17 protein-coding genes and 1 pseudogene are annotated in these 19938 nt (G+C 60.6%); 12 read left to right on the plus strand and 6 right to left on the minus strand.

The features are described 5' to 3' along the window. Position 1 precedes the first annotated feature (1 nt). From TQ29_RS19490 to TQ29_RS19500, 3 genes are read left to right on the plus strand one after another with little or no spacing between them, the layout of a single operon-like run. On the plus strand, positions 2-1036 hold the full coding sequence (locus TQ29_RS19490; protein ID WP_054540765.1) for an ATPase, T2SS/T4P/T4SS family: 1035 nt from the start codon (positions 2-4) through the stop codon (positions 1034-1036). A gap of 16 nt (positions 1037-1052) precedes the next feature. Continuing rightward, positions 1053-1472 carry a hypothetical protein gene (locus TQ29_RS19495; protein ID WP_054540766.1) on the plus strand — a complete coding sequence of 140 codons (420 nt, stop codon included), beginning with the start codon at positions 1053-1055 and terminating at the stop codon, positions 1470-1472. Next, entirely contained in the window at positions 1472-2497 is a 1026-nt protein-coding gene (locus TQ29_RS19500) for a type IV secretion system protein (RefSeq protein WP_054540767.1), read from the plus strand. Before TQ29_RS19495 ends, TQ29_RS19500 begins: the two co-directional genes overlap by 1 nt. A gap of 134 nt (positions 2498-2631) precedes the next feature. On the opposite strand, the gene TQ29_RS19505 is transcribed toward TQ29_RS19500, so the two are convergent. Next, positions 2632-2982, minus strand: a complete 351-nt coding sequence (locus TQ29_RS19505) for a helix-turn-helix transcriptional regulator (RefSeq protein WP_007803330.1) — start codon at positions 2980-2982, stop codon at positions 2632-2634. A 63-nt stretch (positions 2983-3045) separates the two neighbouring features. Here TQ29_RS19505 and TQ29_RS19510 point away from each other — a divergent pair, with 63 nt between their 5' ends. Further along, positions 3046-3897 (plus strand): cation diffusion facilitator family transporter, encoded by an 852-nt coding sequence (locus TQ29_RS19510; protein ID WP_007803328.1) that lies wholly within the window; start codon positions 3046-3048, stop codon positions 3895-3897. A 120-nt stretch (positions 3898-4017) separates the two neighbouring features. Here TQ29_RS19510 and TQ29_RS19515 read toward each other — a convergent pair. Both TQ29_RS19515 and TQ29_RS19520 read right to left on the minus strand, forming a co-directional pair. Then, a pseudogene (locus tag TQ29_RS19515) lies at positions 4018-5436 on the minus strand (type IV secretory system conjugative DNA transfer family protein); the annotation flags it as partial. Between the two features lie 57 nt (positions 5437-5493). Continuing rightward, positions 5494-8445, minus strand: a complete 2952-nt coding sequence (locus TQ29_RS19520) for a Tn3 family transposase (RefSeq protein WP_054540571.1) — start codon at positions 8443-8445, stop codon at positions 5494-5496. A 140-nt stretch (positions 8446-8585) separates the two neighbouring features. On the opposite strand from TQ29_RS19520, the gene TQ29_RS19525 reads away from it, so the two are divergent. After that, positions 8586-9152 carry a recombinase family protein gene (locus tag TQ29_RS19525; protein ID WP_054540570.1) on the plus strand — a complete coding sequence of 189 codons (567 nt, stop codon included), beginning with the start codon at positions 8586-8588 and terminating at the stop codon, positions 9150-9152. Between the two features lie 35 nt (positions 9153-9187). Here the strand turns inward: TQ29_RS19525 and TQ29_RS19530 are convergent, their stop codons facing one another. Genes TQ29_RS19530 through mobC form a run of 3 tightly spaced genes read right to left on the minus strand, consistent with a single transcriptional unit; the run spans position 9188 to position 12648 of the window. Then, a complete protein-coding gene (locus TQ29_RS19530; protein WP_235974534.1) occupies positions 9188-9757 on the minus strand; it encodes a type IV secretory system conjugative DNA transfer family protein in 570 nt (189 codons plus the stop codon). Continuing rightward, on the minus strand, positions 9750-12098 hold the full coding sequence (locus tag TQ29_RS19535; RefSeq protein WP_007803321.1) for a relaxase/mobilization nuclease domain-containing protein: 2349 nt from the start codon (positions 12096-12098) through the stop codon (positions 9750-9752). Before TQ29_RS19535 ends, TQ29_RS19530 begins: the two co-directional genes overlap by 8 nt. After that, positions 12085-12648 (minus strand): plasmid mobilization relaxosome protein MobC, encoded by a 564-nt coding sequence (mobC, locus tag TQ29_RS19540; protein WP_007803319.1) that lies wholly within the window; start codon positions 12646-12648, stop codon positions 12085-12087. Before mobC ends, TQ29_RS19535 begins: the two co-directional genes overlap by 14 nt. 576 nt (positions 12649-13224) lie before the next feature. On the opposite strand from mobC, the gene TQ29_RS19545 reads away from it, so the two are divergent. The 7 genes from TQ29_RS19545 (at position 13225) to TQ29_RS19575 (ending at position 19842) form a co-directional block, all read left to right on the plus strand. Beyond that, positions 13225-13944 carry a ParA family protein gene (locus TQ29_RS19545; protein WP_054540769.1) on the plus strand — a complete coding sequence of 240 codons (720 nt, stop codon included), beginning with the start codon at positions 13225-13227 and terminating at the stop codon, positions 13942-13944. Positions 13945-13954: 10 nt separating this feature from the next. Beyond that, positions 13955-14596, plus strand: a complete 642-nt coding sequence (locus TQ29_RS19550) for a hypothetical protein (RefSeq protein ID WP_054540770.1) — start codon at positions 13955-13957, stop codon at positions 14594-14596. 160 nt (positions 14597-14756) lie between these two features. Continuing rightward, a complete protein-coding gene (locus TQ29_RS19555) occupies positions 14757-14996 on the plus strand; it encodes a hypothetical protein (protein ID WP_054540771.1) in 240 nt (79 codons plus the stop codon). Between the two features lie 120 nt (positions 14997-15116). Continuing rightward, complete coding sequence (locus tag TQ29_RS19560; RefSeq protein ID WP_054540772.1) at positions 15117-16301, plus strand: Fic family protein; 1185 nt, start codon at positions 15117-15119, stop codon at positions 16299-16301. Positions 16302-16414: 113 nt separating this feature from the next. Then, on the plus strand, positions 16415-16594 hold the full coding sequence (locus TQ29_RS19565) for a hypothetical protein (protein WP_018001757.1): 180 nt from the start codon (positions 16415-16417) through the stop codon (positions 16592-16594). Continuing rightward, positions 16595-18613: a class I SAM-dependent DNA methyltransferase gene (locus TQ29_RS19570; protein WP_054540773.1), complete on the plus strand. Its 2019-nt coding sequence runs from the start codon at positions 16595-16597 to the stop codon at positions 18611-18613. Beyond that, positions 18610-19842 (plus strand): restriction endonuclease subunit S, encoded by a 1233-nt coding sequence (locus TQ29_RS19575; protein WP_235974535.1) that lies wholly within the window; start codon positions 18610-18612, stop codon positions 19840-19842. Before TQ29_RS19570 ends, TQ29_RS19575 begins: the two co-directional genes overlap by 4 nt. Positions 19843-19938 lie beyond the last annotated feature (96 nt).

Raw genomic sequence — 19938 nt, forward strand, 5'->3', positions numbered from 1 at the left:
CATGGCTGCAAGTTATCTGGAAGCGTCGCTCGACCGTTTCGGCCCCGAGGTCCTGCGCGACGACACGATCGAGATCTGCATCAATCCCGACGGACAAGTCTGGGGCGAATTCCAAGGCGATCACTTCATGCGAGGTCTCGGCAGCCCGCTGAGCCAGACTGAGATCAAGGACCTCGGCAACCAGATCGCCTCCGCCGCCTCGACCACGCTCAGCACCAAGAAGCCTATCGTCTCGGTCTCGATCCTATATCGAGATCGCCCGATCCGCGCGCAGGTGATCCAGCCGCCGGCAGTCGAGGGCGGGTTTTCCATATCGCTGCGGTTCTTCTCCTCCCTGCCGCTTGAGAAGATCAAACTCGGTTTCCTTTTCGGCAAGGAACGCAGCCTTGAGGGTCTGCGCCGGGAACGGAACGCAGCGCTGCGCGATGTGGTGAGGTCCGGCGACATCGACGCCGCGCTGCGGTTTTGCGTCGAGAACAAGCTCAACATGATCGTCTCGGGCGGTACATCGACCGGCAAGACGGTCGCGGCGCGCAAGATCCTTTCGCTGATCCCGCCCGAAGAGCGGATCATCACCATCGAGGAGGCGGCCGAGCTGCGCCCCGAGCAGCCCAATGTCGTGACGTTGATCGCGGCCCGGGACACGGATGCCCGCAGTGCCGATGTGCTCTTGGCCTCAACGCTTCGCATGCGACCTGACCGGATCGTCCTAGGCGAAGTCCGCGGGCGCGAGGCGATGACGTTTCTCGAGGCAATCAACACCGGCCACGGTGGATCGCTGACCACGCTGCATGCCGAGACCCCACAACTTGCTGTTCGCCGCCTCGCCATCGCCGCCCTGAAAACGGATGTGCCGATGAACTACGCCGACATGATCGATTACATCGAAGGCTCGATCGACGTGATCATTCAGGCAGGCCGCCATGAAGGCGCGCGCGGAATCACCGAGTTCTTCCTCCCGGGTCAAACCACAGATTTGAACCTCGACACGGTCGACGGCAGAGGCAACAAGAGCCCCTCCGTTGCCGCTGAGTAAAAAAGGAACCCCCCAGATGCGAAAACTAATTCTCGCACTCATGCTTGCCGCCTTGGCGGGCCCTCTTGTGGCGCAGACTTCGCCGCAGGTCTCAAACGATCTCACAGTCAATATGTCGCCGCAACAATACCGGATCTGCAACGAACGTCCGGCGCGCCCGACCTGGATGGACGAAATCAATCCGCGTGAAGCTTACAAGGCAGCAGCTTTGATGGAGTTGTACGAAATTCGTGCCTGGGAGGAGATTGCAGAATCTGGCGACTGCAGCTGTGAAACCCGCTTTCCCGCTTGGGATAGCTCCGATGGCGAATATCATGAAAGGTATGCAGGCCTTAGCCAAGCCGAGCATTCAGCGTTTCGCCGCGACTGGATTGAAGTAAGGAAGCAACTCGAGCCGAGCGTGCGTACAATCTGCGAAGCTCAAGGCAACTGGTAATGGGCGTCGTCAGCTGGATGGTCGGAACGGCAGACGCGTTCCTTGTCGATGCGGCTGAGTCCCAGTTCGGGGCCGTGGCAAGCAATACCGGCACGATCGTCCTGCTGATGGTCACGCTTTCGCTAATCGGCGTCTGCATCAACATGGCATTCCAGTTCCGCAGCATGGATGGGGCCAGCTTCTTCTGGTACCTGATCAAGCTGACCCTTATCGGTCTGTTCGCCTTCAATTGGGCAAACTTCAATGCAGTAGCAAACGCAGTCATTGGAGGCTTGGACTACGTCGCTGGCGCACTGGTGTCTTCGGTTGGCGGCGGAGGAGCCGGAGCCACACACTTTGCCGGCGAATTCGACATCCTGATCGAAAAATTCAGCCAGTACCTGAATGCCATCGGCAGCAACCTGAACTGGATGACGGGCGCGATCCTAGGCGGAATCGGGCTTATTCTTTTGAGCTTCCTTGGCTTCATGACCGGCATCGTCCTCATATTCGCCAAGATGATGCTGACCCTCATGCTCGGCCTTGCTCCGATCATGATTGCATTGTCGCTCTTCGACGCGACCAAAGATTTCTTCCACAGATGGGTCTCGACGACAGTCAGCTATGCCTTCTACCCCATCGTAATCGCAGCAATGTTCTCTACCGTCGTCGGCATGGCGAATTCGCTGCTAGCCCAGCTCGGTGATCCGAACTCGGCAACCAACATCGGATCGCTGGTGCCGTTCTTCGTCATGGTGTTCCTGGCCAAGGGATTTGTGGCAGCAACACCCCTGATCGTGCGAGGGATATCGGGGAACCTGATGGTGGCGGCGACGCCTGCTGTTGCCGCTGGATCGATCGGGATCATGCGAGGGATCCTCAATACCGACGGCGTAAAGGGCAGGGCGCAGATCGGGGCGCTCCCGACAGGCGAAGCGATCGGGCGGGGTGCGGTGCAGGCACCTGCAGTCGTACGGACCGCTACAGTGACCGCCAGCGCGCAGCTAGTCAGGATGGCGGAACGGGCAAAACGGCTGAGAGGATAGACGTCGATGAGCTGACGTTCGCCAAGGCCTTCGGCAAAGCTCACAATGCGGACAAAGGGTGCATTCGCTGCGGATGCGCAGATGGCTGCTTCAGGTTTGGCGCACCGATAGGACATTGCAGCAGGTCGCGCCGGTTAGTCCGTATAGCTTTGGCAGGCATCAACTCCGTTGGCTGTCGAGGCAAGTAGCTGATCTGCATCACGGATGAGATCGGCGACCCGCCTGTCCGCCAGACGATACCGAACGAAACGGCCTTTGCTGCGGCGACTGACCAGCCCGCATTCCAGCAGACAGCGCAGATGGTTCGAGACGTTGGGCTGACCCAAACCCGTATGCCCGACGATTTCCTGCACGTTGCGTTCGTCCGACACCAGCGCATCGAGGATCGTCAGACGGCTGGGATCGCTTAGGCCCCGGAAGAGCTTTGCCCGCAGTTCCAGTGTATCGGGTGCCGAAAGATCGTCTTGAATGTTTTGCGCTGTCATATCATTATCCACTGATACGTTAGCAGCGTACCTTTTCGCCCGCCACCACAAAAAGGATCGCACATGAGCCAGCCCGATAACAGCAAGTTGGCGACAGCCTCCTCCCCGATCCGAATGCGGGTGCAAGGCATGGACTGCGCGAAAGATGCCGCCGAGATCGAGCGCGCGGCCCGGTCTGCGGGCGTGGCCGAAGGCGACGTGAAAGTGTCCGCCGCCACCCACATCATGACATTGCGGATCGCGGACGGCGATCTGCCGAAAGTGCGGCCCGCGCTCGACGCGACCGGCTACGGTTTCGAGAAGATCGAGGACGGCGATACATCGTCCGATCCGGCCTACAAGGACCCGAGCTATCGCCGCGCGCTCTGGATCGTGGTCGCGCTCAATCTCGGATACGGCGTGGTCGAAATGTTCGGCGGGTTCCTGTCCGGTTCGCAGGCGCTGAAGGCAGACGCGCTCGATTTTCTGGGCGATGGTGCGATCACGTTTCTGGGCCTGCTCGCCATCGGCTGGAGCCTGACATGGCGGGCGCGGTCGGCGATGATCCAAGGCGTGTTTCTGGGCCTTCTGGGCCTTGGCGTTGTCGGCAGCACGCTCTGGCGTGTCCTCAACCAGACCACGCCAGAAGCCGGGTTGATGGGAGCCTTCGCGGTAGGTGCGCTGATCGTAAACATCCTCGCGGTGCTGCCGCTGCTAAAGCACCGCAAGGGTGATGCCAATATGCGAGCCGTCTGGCTGTTCTCTCGCAACGACGCCATCGGCAACCTCGCCGTGGTCATCGCCGCCGGGCTGGTCGCGTGGCTTGGCAGTGCATGGCCCGACCTGATCGTCGCGTTCGCGATCGCGGGGCTTTTCCTGCATTCGTCGTGGATGATCATCCGCGATGCCCGGAGTGACTTGGTGGAAGCTGACTAACTCCATCATGGTGCGACGCGCCGGACGAAAGCCGACATTCGCGCGCCCCGCAGCATCGGTGAGTCTGGGCTCGGAGCCGTTATTCGCCGCGCCTTGAGCGAAGGTCCGCAGTTGAGAAACTCATCCATGCTCCGCAATTATCGTCCTAGTCGTTTGAACGGCGGATTCCAGCGCCGCCCGGTTAGCACCCCTGATCCCCAATCCCTCGACATCAAGTGACAGCTGACCCTGGCCACCACCTGTCGCAGCAGCCCGAGCCGCTCGGCTGCGGGCTTTCCCTGAACTCCCTGGATTAGTCGTCTTTGCGCTCGGCGCATTCGCGCCGACGTCCCGCGCGACATTTGCCGCCCGCATCTCTTGCAGTTCCTGCTTCAGCCTCTCCACCGTCTCGCGGGTCTCGGTCATCTGCCGATCCCGCCGCAGGCCGTCCTCGTCCGGATACGGGAAACTCCCCGATTGACCGGCGTGCAGAACCTTCAACACTGGGTCCTCGAAATACTTCACCCTTCTTGCCCGGATCGGCATCTGCGCGTCGATCACGAGGATGACCTCGTCGAGGTCCATGCGTCGGGCCTCATCCTCGGTCAGGAGCGGGGTATCTTCTGTCCTCTCCGAGACGCTGCGCCCTTCGAATGGGTTGCGTCCAACAGCGCGGGAGCGGGTCACCACCCGCTTGGTGGTCTTGCCGACAGCCTGGCTCAGCTCCTCGATGGTCTTCTGCTCGGACGGGGTGAGGTAGAGCTTCACGCCGGCGCCGCCCTGAAGCGACCTGCGGGTGTTCTCACCATAGATCTCGTCCAGCGCCGGGATCGTCTGGGTCACGATGGCGAGGTTGCCGCCGAAGGAGCGCAGCGTCTTTATGCTTTCGGCGACGATTGGCATTTTCCCGAGCCGGTCAAACTCGTCGAGCATGATCATCACCGGCCAGGGCTCGTCATCGCCGGGTTCCTGTGCTTGCAGCGAGGCGATCAGGTCCGAGAAGAAGAGGCGGATCAGCGGGGCAAGCGGGCGGATCATCTCGGATTCGACCGCAAGATAGATCGCATGTGGGCGACGGCGGATATCCCGGAAGGAAAAGTCAGAGGTCGCGGTGGCCGCGTCGATCGCGCGGTTGTCCCAGGTGTCGAGACCCGATGTCATGAGAAGCGAGAGGTAGGAGGTGAGGGTGTCGTTGTTGGTCGAGGCCATACGCTCGAAGATCAGTTTGGCCGAGGTGTTCTTCACCTCCTGCGAACGCTTCAGATATTCCTTCTGCTTGTCGCCCCCCGAGGCGGTGATGCGGTAGATCTCGCCGATGGTCGGCACGCCGCGCTCGAAGGCCAGAAGACCGGCCGCCACGAACAAGTCGATACCGCCTGCGAGAAGGCCGCTCAGCTTTTCGTTGTCGGTCTGCAGGAAGAGCTTCGCGGTGAGTTTAAGCTCCATCTGCTGCCGGTCGGGGTTGGTCATGGCAGCAATGCGCGCCAGCGGATTATAGCGATGTGTTGGTCGGTCCCAGTCGGTCGGCGCGAAGCGGAAAACCTTGTCCCCCATGCTGGCCCCATCGGAAGGTTTCTTCGTAGAACCACGCTAAGGGGGAACTTTCAGAGAACATCTTCACGTTTCCCAGTCTCTGGCTGGTCTGATGTTCAGCGGCCGCGCAATTTTGCGGTCAGCGGTCCCAGAATGCCAATCGAAGTCGCCGGATAGGATGACGTGCTCCCACCCGAGCGGCGAGGTATGCGGAAGCAGCTTGGCGTCGTAGAGCGGGCTGGCCTGTGCGAGGTGGCTGGCCGCTTTGTCCATGTAGATCGTGTTCCAGAACGTGATGGCGGCGATGACGAGGTTGAGCGCCATGGCCCGTTTCTGTTGAGCCGCGTCAGAACGATCATGAATGCGCCCTTGTGAGTGGGCAAAGACGGCCCTGGCCAGCGAGTGCCGCGCTTCGCCCTTGTTGAGGCCTGCGTGGCATTCCATGCGCAGATCGGCGTTCTCGATCCAGTCAAGCATGAAGAGTGTGCGTTCGATCCGACCGATTTCACCGAGGGCAAGATACAGCCTGTTTTGCTGGCGGTACGCCCCAAGCTTTCGCAGGATTTCAGACGGTTTCAGAGACTTGTCGCGGATGCTGGCCGCGAGTCGCATGACGTCGCCCCAATGCTGCCGGGTCACCTCTTCATTGATAGGCTTCCCGATCAGAGGCGACAGGGTAGGCCACGCCTTCGCGCCACCGAAGCACGCCAACCGCCGGTCGGGAAAGTCGCGCAAGCGCGGGGCAAACGTCATCCCCAACAGATGGAACAGGGCAAAGACGTGGTCCGACACGCCGCCGGTATCTGTGTAGTGAACGAGGGGGTCAAAACTGGCCGGATTGCCCAGAAGACCGTCGAGCACAAAGGGCGCTTCGCCCGCCGTCGCGCCGATAACGCTGGAATGGAACGATCCGTACTGGCCCGACAGGAAAGAGTAGATTTTCAGGCCGGGGTCAGGCCCGTACTTGGCATTGATGAGTCCGCTGCCACGATTGGCAGAGAAGAACTGGCCATCTGATGAGCTGTGCTCAGCCGCGCCCCAGTGTCGCGCGAAGGGCAGACCATGATGGGCATCGACAATGCGGCCCAAGGCATCCGCGAATGTCTCGGGCCGAAGGTACCATGTCTGCGCCCAGGTCAGTTGCGCATGGCTGACACGCGATGAGGCGTGGGCCATCCGCTCCAAGCCGAGATTGGTGGCTCCAGCCAAGATCGTGGCCAGAACTGCAGCGGGTTCATCGTGCTGCTTGCCAGACCGCAGGTCAGTGAAGGCATCAAGGAACCCGGTCTGCGCATTCACCTCCCAAAGCAGCTCTGTGATGCGGATACGCGGCATCACGGCGTCGATGGCCCGTTCCAAACGCACCGCAGCAGGAGGTGTCACCGCATCATGTGGTGTGATTTTCAGCCGCCCACGCTCGATACGGACGCCGATAAGAGCATTGCGTTTCAAGGCGCGGTCCACTTGGTCAAGACGTTTCGCCAACATGCTCCGGCGATCAGCCAGCCACGCGTCCGGATCGGTCTCGAAACCTGCATCCCGCATGACAGTTTCAGCCGTGTCCCGGGGCATCAGGTAGCTGTCGAACCGGCGATACTCACGACTGCCGTCGACCCAGACATCCCCGGCTCGCAGGCGGTCTCGTAAGGTGGACACAATAGCGGTTTCATACACGCGCCGTTGTGGCTGACCGCCTTGGACGATCAGCGACGGCCAATGCTTGGCGGCAAACGGCATGGGCAGATCATCGGGCAACTTGCGTTTGCCGGTGCGGTTCTGATCCCGCAGCAAGGCGATGGCGTCCTTGAGATCATCCCCCGCATCGGTCGCATTGAATTGGAAGGCCTCCAGAAAGGCAGGGGCGAACTTGCGCATATACGCATAGCGCTCGGCCGCCAGAGAAAGCGGGTCACTGGTTGCCAGCTCTCCGAAGCTGGCAATTTCGTCACGCTTGCCCAGGAGCGTATCCCATCCGACATCCGCATCCAGCGCAGCAAAGGGGTCTTGCCCCAGGTCTTGTGCGCGGGCCATGGCATCAATGGATGCGCCGAAGAGCTGCATCAGCTTGCCAACCCGAGTCTTCCCCATACGCCAAACCTCCTCCTGATGGTTGCGGGATCTTGAGAAGAGCTGGCCGGTCAGTCGCTCGAACATGGCGATGGTCGCATCGGTGATCGTGACGGATAAATCCGCCATCTGCGCCGCGAGTGTTGCGATCCGCCGCCGCTCGCCAAAGTCGTTCAGCAAGCTCACGGGCGCTACAGCACCCTCGCGCGCGAACTTGAGCAGCCGGTCCGGGTGCAGACCCTGGCCAAGATCTGGCGGCAGATTCAATGATCGCAGATATTTCAAACGGTCCAGAAGCGCGGCCATGCTGGCCGGGCTGGTCGAGTGCGGAAAGCCGCGCAACCACGTGAGCCGCGTTTGCCCTACGGACGGGTCATTCACCAAGAGCGCCTGCAAATGGTCACGCTGCTCCAGTGAGAGGGCATCAAACAGCGCCGCGGCAGCCTCCCTTCGCGCGCGCGCCCGGCCCTTCAAGGCGAGGCGCTCAAGCGTGTCCACGCTCGGCAGCGCCAAACGGTGCTTGCGCAGGTCCGCAATCAGCGTCTCGACAATCTTCACGCCATGATCCGTCGCAAAGGCCGCCCTCGTGGCGATATCCTCCGCCTGCTGCACATGTTCAGATCCGAAAGGGGACAGACCCAAATGGCGCATCGCGAGGGCATGGTGTTCATGCCGCGTATTTCGCCTGACGGCATATTCACCGAGAGAACAAGCATCGATCTGAAGTTGCTCTGCAAGCCAGGCGATCAGTTCATCTGGCGGCATGATGCCTTCGCTCCACCCCAAACCAGGGTAGCGCAGCAGACAAATATGCACCGCAAAGCCAAGGTGGTTTTCGGCGCGGCGGCGAGTACGGATCAGATCAATGTCATCTCCGCTCAGCAGATAGTGACGGATCAAGGCTTCAGAATCTGTCGGCACCCCGAAGAGGTCCGCATACGCGCGGGAGGAAAGAAGTCTACGGGCCATAAGGCGTCCTCAAAACGTTGTTGCAAGTTTGAAGACGCCCAATATTATAGAGACTGTTAAAAAGACAGATATCCTGCACAAATCCGGGATTAGGGTAACCACCTGCGATCAGGGCCTAAAACGGCCATTTTGGAGACACCATGCCACGCACTGGCGACATCCTCGGATACGCAAGGGTCTCGACCGTCGACCAAGATTTGTCCGGACAGAAAGATCGGCTGCTACAACACGGCGCTATTCGCGTGTTCGAAGACGTGATCTCCGGCAAAACGTTCAACCGGCCCGGTTTGACAGCCTTGCTTGATCAGGCCAGACCCAACGACACCCTCGCCGTCATTCGCCTCGATCGGTTGGGGCGCTCGCTCAAGGAACTCTTGGAAACCGTCGACGGCCTCAAAGCCAGAGAGATCAATCTGATCAGCCTCGAGGAGCGGATCGATACGACTTCCGCCGCCGGAGAGCTCGTGTTCCATGTCTTCGGGGCCATTGCGCATTTCGAGCGCCGCCTGATCTCTGAGCGCACCAAAGACGGCCTGATCAACGCTCGAAAGCATGGCCGCATCCCTGGGCGCCCGCCATTGCAACCCGAGACAATCTCAGCCCTCCAAGATCTCGTCGGCGCAGGTAAATCCGTCGCTCAAGCCGCAAAACACCTCGGCATAGGCAGATCAACAGCTTACAAGGCGATCAGAAATGCCACGCTGTAAGCCATGTTCAGGCTTCGTTCTTCCTTAGCGTGGTTCTACGAAGAAACCTTCCGATGGGGCCTGCTGGCGCGGAAGCGCGAGGTCTCGCGGAAGTTCTCGCCTTTCACGTCGAGCACCACGGCGGAGCCCTTGTAGGTCAGCAGGTTCGGGATCACGAACCCCACGCCCTTGCCCCGGCCTGTAGGCGCCACGATCAGCGCGTGGGGGAAGGTTTTTGAGACTAGGAACGGGCGCTTGGATTTCGGGGAGCCGAGCTTGCCCAGAAGGAAGCCACCGTCGGGCTTGGCAAAGAAACCGTTCCTGTTCATCTCGCTGCGGGTCTGCCAATGCGTCGTCCCGAAGCGGGTCAATGCATCCCCCAGAAGCGTGACGCTCAGCATCAGCGATGCCAGGCCGAAGCTGCCAAGGATGAGGTTCACCCAGAGGAAGTCTTTCGGTGCAGACTGAGACAGACCCCGATATTCGCGGGCAAGCAGGGTGACGTCGAAACGGGTGGGAGAAAGCCCATAGCGGAACATGACAAAGCCGGTCGCCACGACATAGCCCATGGCGAGACCGACCAGCACGAGGCTCAACACTCCTAAGGCAATCTTGCCTTTATCCATGGGTGATCCCCTTCTCGCCATCTGCCGCAGCGTGGCGTGCGCGCTGCGCCTCTATCTGTTCTTCCGCCAATGCATCGAGAACGCGCTCCATCGCCGGGCCGTGCGCAGTGACCTCGCTGCTCTGGAGATAGGTCTTGGCGAGTTCCAGCTGGCGCAGCGGATCCTCGGTGAATGTGTCCAGGACGTCCGCGTTACCGGCCCGCAGCGCGTCGATTGCGTCGTGGCTTAGTCGCTCGTTTATCTGCCGGACGATGTCCTGCTGCTCTGACTCGGAGAGCGGGCCCTCGACGTCGGCGTTTCGCACAAAGGCCATGACGGTTGGCGCTGTCTCTTCCAGATACCGGCGCTCGGCGTAGTCTTGTCGCGCCTGGTCCTCGATCTCGAAACTGCGCTCGCTGATATAGGCACGCGACGCGCCTAGCGAACGAAGGTGATTGATTTCGTCCTGGACGGCCTTCCCGAATTCATCATCCGGCATCTCCGTGCGATAGCGGGCGAGGGTGCGGAGCTCTTCGGCAATCGGACCGAGATGATCCGAAGGATCCCGCAAGGCGAGGTCCATGTCGCCAGCATGAAGCGTGCGGTCCTGCTCGGATACCGCATATTGCGGCGGCATTCGACTGTCGGTGATCTGTTCCCAGGCCATTGAGGCCAGTTCGGCATGTTGCGGCGATTTCTGCGCGTAGACGTCGAACGCGGCGCGGGCCTCTTCAACCTCCACGGCACCTGCCCGCCGGACGGACGGGTCGTCGAAGAACGGATGATCGAAATCCGTCCGGCGGAACTGCGCCACCAGCGCTCTGAACGCCTGCCGCTCCGATGGGGCAAAGATGTCGGACCCATCTTGCGCGAGATCACTCCCAGGTGTCGTCAACCGTTCACCAAGCGCTGCCTCAGCGTCATCCACCTCGTCGACCTCGGTTGGCGCGCGCAGGACGCGTACATCGGTCAAAACATCGCCCAGCCGAACATGCACGGCTTCCAGCCGGTCGAGCGCGTCTTCCCGGTCCGCAGATTTCTCCAGATCGAGGTCGCTTGCTTTGGCAATCCCCTGCAGATCCTGTGCCAGCCACTGGCGCTCCAATGCGGCATTGCCTGCCCCCTCCCGCAGGCGCGCGGCCACAGCCTCGGCATCGATGCCCGTGCCTTGCAACGCTTCGGCCAGCTTTGGTGCCACCTCTCCATCGTCAAGACGCGCGAGGTGATCTTCACTGGCGTTTGGCCTTGCATAGATGCCGTCCCGGGACGGAGCATCGACCAGGGCGGCGGAGCGATCCCCGAGCGGGTTCAAATGCGCGACCGAGGCCAGAACGTCGGTCAGCTTGCGCTCGATCACCGGCCTCTCGGCCGCCGGCGCCCTGTCGATCGCCGCCTCGATCTGGCGAATGTTCTGAGAAAACTCGGTGATCAGCGTGTCGAACGCTGCTTCGTCTTGGGACATGTAGATGGCTCCGTCAGCTTGCATCTGACCGCCACTGGCAAGGATGGTGCTGGCCCGCTCGAGCGCTTCGGCCACGTCGTCGAAATTCGAACGTGACGCCTCCGCCGCGAGCCCACGGTAGATCAACGCCTTGTGCCTGACGGTTTCCAGAGCGGCCCCCAGGTCCGCGCCGGTTCTCTGGCGCTCAACTGGGGGACGACCTTCGTCGCGAGCCTTGTAGATTTCATCGATCTCGGCGCGGTAGGTCGTGACGCCGCGATCCAGACGACGCGTCGCCTCAAGGCGGATCCCATGAACCCGGGCCGCCTCGACCATCGCCTCGCGAAAGGCGTCGTAGTTGAAGTGATGATCCTTCCCGAGAAAGAACATTTCGCCATCCTTGCTGCGGCGGTTCAGAACAATATGCGCATGTGGATGCGCGCGATCTTGGTGTATTGCAGCAATATAGTCGAATTGCGACCCCTCACCTTGAAAGAACTTCTCGCAGACCGCCTGGGTGATATCGCGCACCTCTTCACCCCTGGTCCCAACCGGGAATGCCATCAGCAGATGCGACGTATGGCCAAGCTTGGGGCTGTAGCGCTCGTTCCACTGGTTCTCGAACCGCCGCGCCACTCGGTTGATCTCGGCTTCCGAGAGCTGCTTCTTCCCGTCATGGGTGCCGCGACTGTCGAGGATATGGGTCGACTTTGTTGTGAGATATGTGAGCTGAGCCCGTAGCTGCGCCCCGGTGTGACAGCCCCCTTTCGAGATAGCCTTGAAGATCGCTGGCGAATAGCCGCGCGCGGCCCGAACCATCTGCGCGCCCCTGGAAAGCCCCTGCCAGGATCCCGAAACTCGGCTCCAGCCGCGGTCAAATAGCGCCGGGTCGATGCCACGGACCCGGTCACTCCGCGCCATTCTCATTCCTCTCGGCGAGGCCCGCCAGGGCAGAGCTGATCTCAAGGTCCAGCACGCTGCGCCGCGCACGCGACATCTCCTGGACCTGGTCGGCCAGATCGAAGACCAGACCCGCAAGGGCGCGGACGTCACGGTGACTTGAGGCCGGGTAGGACAGTCTCTCGCCCCGCACCTTGGCCTCGTTCAGACGTCGCGCGATCTGGTTCACGTTGTTGCCGACCCGGTTGAGCGCGGCGCCGAGGTTGCGCAACTCGTCACACATCTCGTCGTCGGGCAGGAAAACACCTTCGGCCGCCAGCATCAGGCGGCGCATGGCATCCGAGCGGTGCGCAATCCCGCGCCGCGACAGCGCCGCGTCGAACCGGCGCAGGTCGTCGTCCGAGACCCGGATCCCCACAACCCGCGATCGGCTGCCGTTCGCTGTCTGACGCTCATCCCAGTGGTTCACCACGTTGTAGATCGTCTTCAGGCTGACATCGTAGCGGGCTGCCAACGACACCGCGGAGACGCCGTTCCGGCGCTCTTGGGAGATGGTCGATCGTTCGATCACTGACAGTCTGCGGCGGCGGGGCATTTTGAAGTTAACGTTCCTATTTCTTGCCAACTTCGTACAAGCCCGCCGACTCCCAACGCAAGTGGAGTCGGCCATAAGGGCTTGTACTCAATGTAGAAAATCGCCCCGCAGGGGCGATTTCCCGTCCTTTGTCAAATGGATCGCGCGTCGCGCTCATTGCACCACGCGATGCGGTCTCCGCATCGCGCATCGCGTCTTTTGCGCCCCGTCTCTTGCACCCCGCAAGACGGGTTTTGCTGCGTGCTGACCGTCTCGCGTCACCCGCAGAACGACATACGCGAGACTGCCTCCCGTCGTCTGGAGCGCGCTATCCGTCTCCTGCATTCCGTCCGCGGCACATCGCCAAGCGCATCCCGACATTTGGAGGGTGTGTGGTGCCCCGCGACGAATGCTGACGGCGCCACGGCAAACGTCGCACGGTCATCGCATAACGCCACCCGCTGCATGCCAAACGCCGTTCGCCTCCCGACTTCTGCTTGACCCCTCCGCCTCATGCGTTTAGCGACACTTTAGCATTATCGTTGCGATTCACTATTTTTGCGGAGAGTCAGAATGCCGAACGAAAATCTTGTGGTGATCGCAGCGATGGCCCGGAAAGGGGGCAGTGGAAAAACGACGCTTTCGCGCGCCTTGATCAGCGCCGCGATCGCCGCCGGACGCAGAGTGATGTTGATCGACACGGACAGCACGAGAGTACTCGGTGCCTGGCATGCCCGGGCGGAAGCCGGTGGGCTGAGTTCGCCGCTTCTCTGCTCGGCCACCGTCGAAAGCGTGGCGGGTGTCGAGGGTCAGATCGATCAGGTCTACATGGCAGGCACAGCAGACTTCATCTTCATCGATACCGCGGGGGTCGGTGCCGAATGGTCAGACGGCATCGCGGTGCTTGCGGACCACATTGTGACGCCCGTCATGCTGTCGACATCTGATTTCGATGTCGGAGCGCAGACTTCTGATTGGTTTGAGAAGCTGAAATCCCGTGTTGACGACCCCTCCAGCCTTCCGCGCCACCACGTCGTCCTCAACATGGTCGACCCGAAAACGACCCGTGCTGACGCCGCCCTGATTGAAGAAGCGCTCACCCGTTTTCCGGTGATTGAGACCGTCATGATGCGACGAAACACTTACAAGGAGATGGATCAGAAGGGGCTTCTCCACGCCTTGGCGCTGGAAAAGCAATCTGATCCAAACCCTCTGATGCGTCCACATGTTCGTCATGTCGTCGAGGCGCTCGAGGAGGCGACGGACATCCTCAACAATATTCTTGCTGCGTGAGGACAGTCGATTGCGCAAGAAGATCCCGACCATCACTAGGCCCGACCCAGCCTACGCCGCCACCCTGCAACAGGGTGACCGCGAGATTCCCGGGAAGGAAGATGAGGCACAGGTCACAGCAACAAAGACAGGCACCCCAGCCACTGACGTTAACGCGGATCGGCACGGGTCAGAGCTTGTGCCGGAAGGTGCCGTGGCGCCGCACCAAGTCACCGCGGAAAGCTCTGACCCGCATACCAGCCTGAGAGCTCCCGTATCCGCGCGCGCATTGAGCCCGACCCGGAAGATCGACATCAGGGTCAACGCACTCGAACGACAGGAAGCTGCGCTAGAAACTTGTGGTGTTGAGCCAGCACATGTGGTGCGTGCCGCCCTGCGCCGTGCAGTCAAAGGCTGGCAACTGTCGCCGGTCTTCGCGCCAGTCGCGGAGGAGCGGCGCACTCGAAACACGCAGTGGCAGGCCCGGACATCTCTGGCAGTAGATGCAGCCAGCCTGGGTGTCCTCCTCCGGGACCACGACCCCCTCGACGTCTTGAGTAAATGGGCTCTGATCCGCGGTCAGGTGGAACCACGCATATGGGGCGAGATCGACAAAATCTTGGACGAAATTGCGGATCGCGCTGCATCGCCGCATGAACCGCACGCACCGTAAGGTACCCATCTGAAAAGATAACTTGCATTTCGCCGGTGGATTTTCGCCCACCCGGAACGGTTCATCTTGCAGTTGCAGAAACCTAGTCCTAACACCAGCTAACAGGAATTTCAGACCTCAGTAGTGACGAGTTGCGAGGTCCATTTAGGAGGAACGCATTATGAATACGAAGCCCCGCCTGACTGGCGAACCGATCATGCGCATCCTCTGCAAGACATCTGAAAATCTGGTTGGCTACCTGTACCAATGGAACAATGGCGACGTGCAGCCTGCCTGGTTCGACGGCGCCATGGCGGACGTTCGCTATGAACCATTCATTCAAGCGACGGAACAGAACCCAGTCGATCCGAAGACCCCCAAACCGCGTCAACAAGATCTGACGCACCTTGAAAAGGCCTAGCTCAAGGCATCGCATTGGTTTGTGGGTCATCCCGTCCCGCAGGTCCTTTGAGCGATAGAGTTGACTTCTATGCCTCACATGCGATCTAAATGTGAGTTATAGAAAGGGCATCTATAACTCATGGCTTGGAACTGGACGCTGCCAGATTGGCCGGATTTCCGGTATGACGCCTCCGCGCTGGAGCCGTTTGAGCAGACGTTCCTGCTGTCGTCCGGAGAAATCCTCGGCGCGGTCCATCATGTCAGCCAGCCGGAGCGCGAGCAACTTCGCATCGAACTGCTCAGCGAGGAAGCAATGCAGACGAGCGCCATCGAGGGTGAAATCCTCGACCGGCTCAGTGTCCAGTCTTCGTTGCGCCGCCATCTGGGCCTCGATCCGGACAGCTACCCTGCCAAACCGCGCGAACAGGGCGTCGCGGAAATGATGGTCGACGTCTATTCCAGTTTTGCAGAGCCGCTGACCCATGAGACGCTGTACCGCTGGCATCGAATGCTCCTGTCCCATGACCGTCGGTTGGAAACCATCGGGGCCTACCGACAACACGCCGAGGCGATGCAAATCGTTTCCGGCCGCCTTGACCGGCCCACGATCCATTTCGAAGCGCCGCCCTCAGAGCGGGTCATGCCTGAGATGGAGCGATACGCGGATTGGTACAACAAGACCGGGCCGGGGGGAGCAGAGCCGCTTCCAGCGCTGACGCGCGCAGGGCTAAGCCACCTCTATTTCGAGAGCGTCCACCCATTCGAAGACGGCAACGGTCGCTTGGGTCGCGCCCTCGCTGAAAAGTCGCTGGCGCAGAACATTGGCCAGCCGACCCTCATCTCGCTCGCCTTCACCATCGAGAAGGAGCGCAAGGGATACTACGATCAGCTCGAGCAGCATCAAAAAACGCTCGACGTGACCGATTGGCTCGTCTGGTTCGCAGAAGTTGTCTTGAAGGCCCAACAGGTAACACTCGACCGCGTAGGCTTCTTCATCAGCAAGGCACACTTCTACGATCGGCACAGAGACCACTTGAACGAACGCCAGGCCAAGGCCATCGCTCGCATGTTTCGGGAAGGCCCCGGCGGGTTCAAAGGCGGCCTCAGCGCCGACAACTATCTCAAGATCACCGGAACTTCACGCGCGACCGCAACCCGCGATCTGCAGGACCTGGTCGAGAAGGGTGCGCTCAGCCGGACCGGTGAGCGACGCCATACGAGGTACTGGCTAATACTCTCAGAAACAACGACATCGCAGCTGTCGGCGAAACCCGAAAGAACACAGATCGAGCTGAACAAGGCACTGGATCTGAAGTCCCCTTAAAGCATCCGCTTGCCAACTGTGGATCAGGTTGAAAAGGGGCCGTCCAAGCAAATGTGATTGAATTCTTTAATGGAAGAATGGAAGATAAGTCATTATCCGCGAGGAGATGCCCAATGGGTGATGATGCCGCGAAACTTTCGAACCTAAATTTGAAGATCACCGAGGATGAGCGGTGGGCCTTCAAGGAGCTCTGTGTCCGGCACCGGATGAGTCAGGTCGACGGCTTCCGTTTGGCAGCACGATTATTGGAACAGCACCTTGAGACGAAAACGAATAGCAGTGAAGGCGCATAGATGAACACCCTGACGACGAACACCTCTCTCGCCGATTTCATCTGGAAGAACGCGGACGACCTTTGGGGGAACTTCAAGCACGTCGATTTCGGTAAGGTAATCCTGCCCTTCACCCTGCTGCGCCGCCTGGAATGCGTGCTGGAACCGACCCGGGACCAGGTGCGCGAAACCGTCAAGACCATGAAGGACAGCCCGATCGACCTGGGCGTGATCCTGCGGACCCAGACCGGGTACCCGTTCTACAACACCTCGAACTACGACCTGCGCAGCCTCGGCGCGACCCGGACCCGTCAGAACCTTGAGGATTACATCGCATCTTTCTCTGACAACGCGCGCGTCATCTTCGAACAGTTCGATTTCGCAAACACGCTGGCCCGGATGGACAAAGCCGGGGTCCTCTACAAGATCTGCCAGAACTTCGCCGCCATCGACCTCCACCCCGACGCAGTTCCGGAACGGATCATGTCGAACGTCTACGAACACCTGATCCGGCGCTTCGGCGCCGAGGTGAACGAGGCGGCCGAAGACTTCATGACCCCGCGCGACGTCGTTCATCTGGCCATCGAGCTGCTGCTCGACCCGGACGACCAGATGTTCATCGACAACCCCGGCCTGATCCGGACCCTTTATGACCCCACCTGCGGCACTGGCGGCTTCCTGTCGGACGGCATGGAGCATGTGAACGCCCTGCGCGACCGGTACTCGGTCGCCCCGGTCATCGTTCCCTACGGGCAGGAACTGGAGCCGGAGACCCACGCGGTCTGCCTCGCCTCGATGCTCCTCAAGACCGTCGAGTCCGATCCCGGCCGAGACCTGTCGAAGAACATCAAGCTGGGCAGCACCCTGTCCGACGACAAGCTGGCGAACGAACGGTTCCATTACTGCGTCTCGAATCCGCCCTTCGGCAAGAAGTGGGAGATGGATCAGGCCGCCGTGGTTCGGGAACATCAGGAAAAGGGGTTCGAGGGCCGGTTCGGCCCCAAGCTGCCGCGGGTTAGCGACGGGTCGATGCTGTTCCTCCTCCACCTCCTCAGCAAGCTGGAGGCGCCGGAGCGCGGCGGCGGGCGGGCGGCTATCGTCTTGTCCGGCTCGCCCCTCTTCAACGGGAACGCGGGGCAAGGGGAATCCGAAATCCGGCGCTACCTGCTGGAGGAGGACGTGGTCGAGGCGATTATCGCACTTCCGACCGAGATCTTCTTCCGGACCGGGATCGGCACCTACATCTGGCTCCTGTCGAACAACAAACCGGCCCACCGGAAGGGGCAGGTTCAGCTGATCGACGCGACTGCGCTGTTCGAGCCCATGCGCAAGAGCGAGGGGAACAAGCGTCGCCGGGTCGGGGATGACCAGATCCGCCAGATCGTCCAGATGTATTCCGACTTCGTCCAGACGAAGGAAAGCCGGATCTTCGACGCCCGCGACTTCGGCTATCGCCGGGTCAAGGTCCTGCGCCCGCTGCGCAAGAAGGTCGTGATCTCGCCCGAAGGGTTGGCCGCGCTGGCGGATGAAACCGCATGGGGCAAGCTCTCGCGCGAAGTGCAGACCGCCTGGACCACGCTCTTCGAGGCGGACATGGGCGAGGCGCATGGCTGGCACCGGTTCGAGGCCTGGGTCAAGAACGCGGCCAAGCGTGACCCGGGGCTGGGCCGCGTGAACGCCGCTCTGATCAAGGCGTTCCAGAAATCCTTCGGCGTGTGGGACCCAGACCTCGAACCGATCCTCGACAAGAAGGGTGAGGTCATCCCCGACGACGACCTGACGGATTTCGAGAACATCCCCCTCGGCACCGACATCCGGGACTATATGGCGCAGGAGGTGCTGCCCCATGCGCCCGACGCCTATGTGGACGAGGATTTCCGCGATGAATACGACGGGCAGGTGGGCGTCGTGGGGTACGAGATCAACTTCAACCGCTACTTCTATGAATACCAGCCGCCCCGCGATCTGGACGAGATCGACGCCGAGCTGAAGGCGGTCGAGGCGGAAATCGCGGCGGTGCTGGCGGAGGTCACTGCATGACAGAGATGCAAGTGATTTCCGGGACTGCTTTACCCATCGGCTGGAAGCATATCCCCCTGAAGCACAATCTTCGTCGCCTCTCTGAAAAATCCAAGAAGGGCGGGAAGGTCGTGGCTTTGGAGAATATCGAGAGCTGGACGGGGCGCGCTATTGAAACGGAGTCCGTCTTTGACGGGGATGGCGTTGATTTCAGACGAGGCGACATTCTTTTTGGGAAGCTGCGCCCTTATCTCGCGAAGGTTTATCTTGCTGAAAACGCGGGGGAAGCCGTGGGCGATCTTTGGGCGCTTCGACCTCAAGACCACATTGAGCCGCGATTTGCTGCTTATCAGCTTCTCGAGCCGGGCTTCATTGATCGAGTAAATGGGTCGACAACCGGCGCGAAGATGCCAAGGGCTGAGTGGGGGTTCGTTGGTTCCATAAAGGTGCCAACCCCTCCTATCGAAACACAAACCGCCATCGCTCGCTTCCTGGACCGCGAAACCGGTCTGATTGACGGCTTGATCGAGAAGAAGACCCGGTTCATCGCGCTGCTGAAGGAGAAGGAGAAGGCGGCGATATCGCGCTTCGTTCGGCGCGGGCTTGACCGAAACACGCTCACCATCGACAGTGGGGTCGATTGGCGCGGGCGGGTACCTGCGCATTGGGTCCGGGGCCGGATGAAGGACCATTTCCGGCAGGAGAAGCGGCAGGGATATGAAACCCTGACCGTTCTTTCGGTCTACCGTGAGTTCGGGGTGATCGAGAAGTCGTCCCGGGACGACAATATTAACAAGACCCCCGAAGACCTTACCAAATATCAACTGGTCAAACCGAACAACCTCGTCATCAACAAGATGAAGGCGTGGCAGGGGTCGATGGGCATCGCCCAAATGAGGGGCATCACCAGCCCCGACTATGTTGTAATGCGCCCCATCGGCGAACATGACCCCAGATACATGCACCACTATCTGCGCGCGCAGCCCATGCCGTGGGTCTACCGTCTGATTTCAAACGGTATCCGGACCGATCAATGGCGCATGGAGGCTGAGAAGTTCTTGGGGCTTCCCGTGTTCATGCCGCCGATCGAGGAACAGCGGCGCATCGCAGACCGGATAGATGTTGAGCTTGAGCGGATCAGGAGCCTTATCACCCTGACCGAGCGCAGCATCGACCTCCTTCGCGAGAAGCGTTCGGCGCTGATCACTGCCGCCGTGACCGGGAAGATTGACGTGAGGGCGGCAGCATGACTTTTGGCGCGGACCGGTCGGTTTCTTATTGCTTTGGTAGGATTCCTGCCCTATCTAATGTCTCAACAAGACCCGCCACGCCTCGGACGGAACCTC

This window comes from Actibacterium sp. EMB200-NS6 (assembly GCF_001305615.1).
Taxonomy (GTDB): Bacteria; Pseudomonadota; Alphaproteobacteria; order Rhodobacterales; family Rhodobacteraceae; genus Actibacterium_A; species Actibacterium_A naphthalenivorans.

Excerpts from the sequence above, each read along its gene's own strand:
- TQ29_RS19520 (WP_054540571.1), bottom strand. The coding sequence starts at position 8,445 with ATGGCCCGTAGACTTCTTTCCTCCCGCGCGTATGCGGACCTCTTCGGG.
- TQ29_RS19530 (WP_235974534.1), bottom strand. The coding sequence starts at position 9,757 with ATGGATAAAGGCAAGATTGCCTTAGGAGTGTTGAGCCTCGTGCTGGTC.
- TQ29_RS19495 (WP_054540766.1), top strand. The coding sequence starts at position 1,053 with ATGCGAAAACTAATTCTCGCACTCATGCTTGCCGCCTTGGCGGGCCCT.
- TQ29_RS19525 (WP_054540570.1), top strand. The coding sequence starts at position 8,586 with ATGCCACGCACTGGCGACATCCTCGGATACGCAAGGGTCTCGACCGTC.
- TQ29_RS19565 (WP_018001757.1), top strand. The coding sequence starts at position 16,415 with ATGGGTGATGATGCCGCGAAACTTTCGAACCTAAATTTGAAGATCACC.
- TQ29_RS19490 (WP_054540765.1), top strand. The coding sequence starts at position 2 with ATGGCTGCAAGTTATCTGGAAGCGTCGCTCGACCGTTTCGGCCCCGAG.
- TQ29_RS19500 (WP_054540767.1), top strand. The coding sequence starts at position 1,472 with ATGGGCGTCGTCAGCTGGATGGTCGGAACGGCAGACGCGTTCCTTGTC.
- TQ29_RS19535 (WP_007803321.1), bottom strand. The coding sequence starts at position 12,098 with ATGGCGCGGAGTGACCGGGTCCGTGGCATCGACCCGGCGCTATTTGAC.
- TQ29_RS19555 (WP_054540771.1), top strand. The coding sequence starts at position 14,757 with ATGAATACGAAGCCCCGCCTGACTGGCGAACCGATCATGCGCATCCTC.
- TQ29_RS19575 (WP_235974535.1), top strand. The coding sequence starts at position 18,610 with ATGACAGAGATGCAAGTGATTTCCGGGACTGCTTTACCCATCGGCTGG.
- TQ29_RS19505 (WP_007803330.1), bottom strand. The coding sequence starts at position 2,982 with ATGACAGCGCAAAACATTCAAGACGATCTTTCGGCACCCGATACACTG.
- TQ29_RS19570 (WP_054540773.1), top strand. The coding sequence starts at position 16,595 with ATGAACACCCTGACGACGAACACCTCTCTCGCCGATTTCATCTGGAAG.
- TQ29_RS19560 (WP_054540772.1), top strand. The coding sequence starts at position 15,117 with ATGGCTTGGAACTGGACGCTGCCAGATTGGCCGGATTTCCGGTATGAC.
- TQ29_RS19510 (WP_007803328.1), top strand. The coding sequence starts at position 3,046 with ATGAGCCAGCCCGATAACAGCAAGTTGGCGACAGCCTCCTCCCCGATC.
- TQ29_RS19545 (WP_054540769.1), top strand. The coding sequence starts at position 13,225 with ATGCCGAACGAAAATCTTGTGGTGATCGCAGCGATGGCCCGGAAAGGG.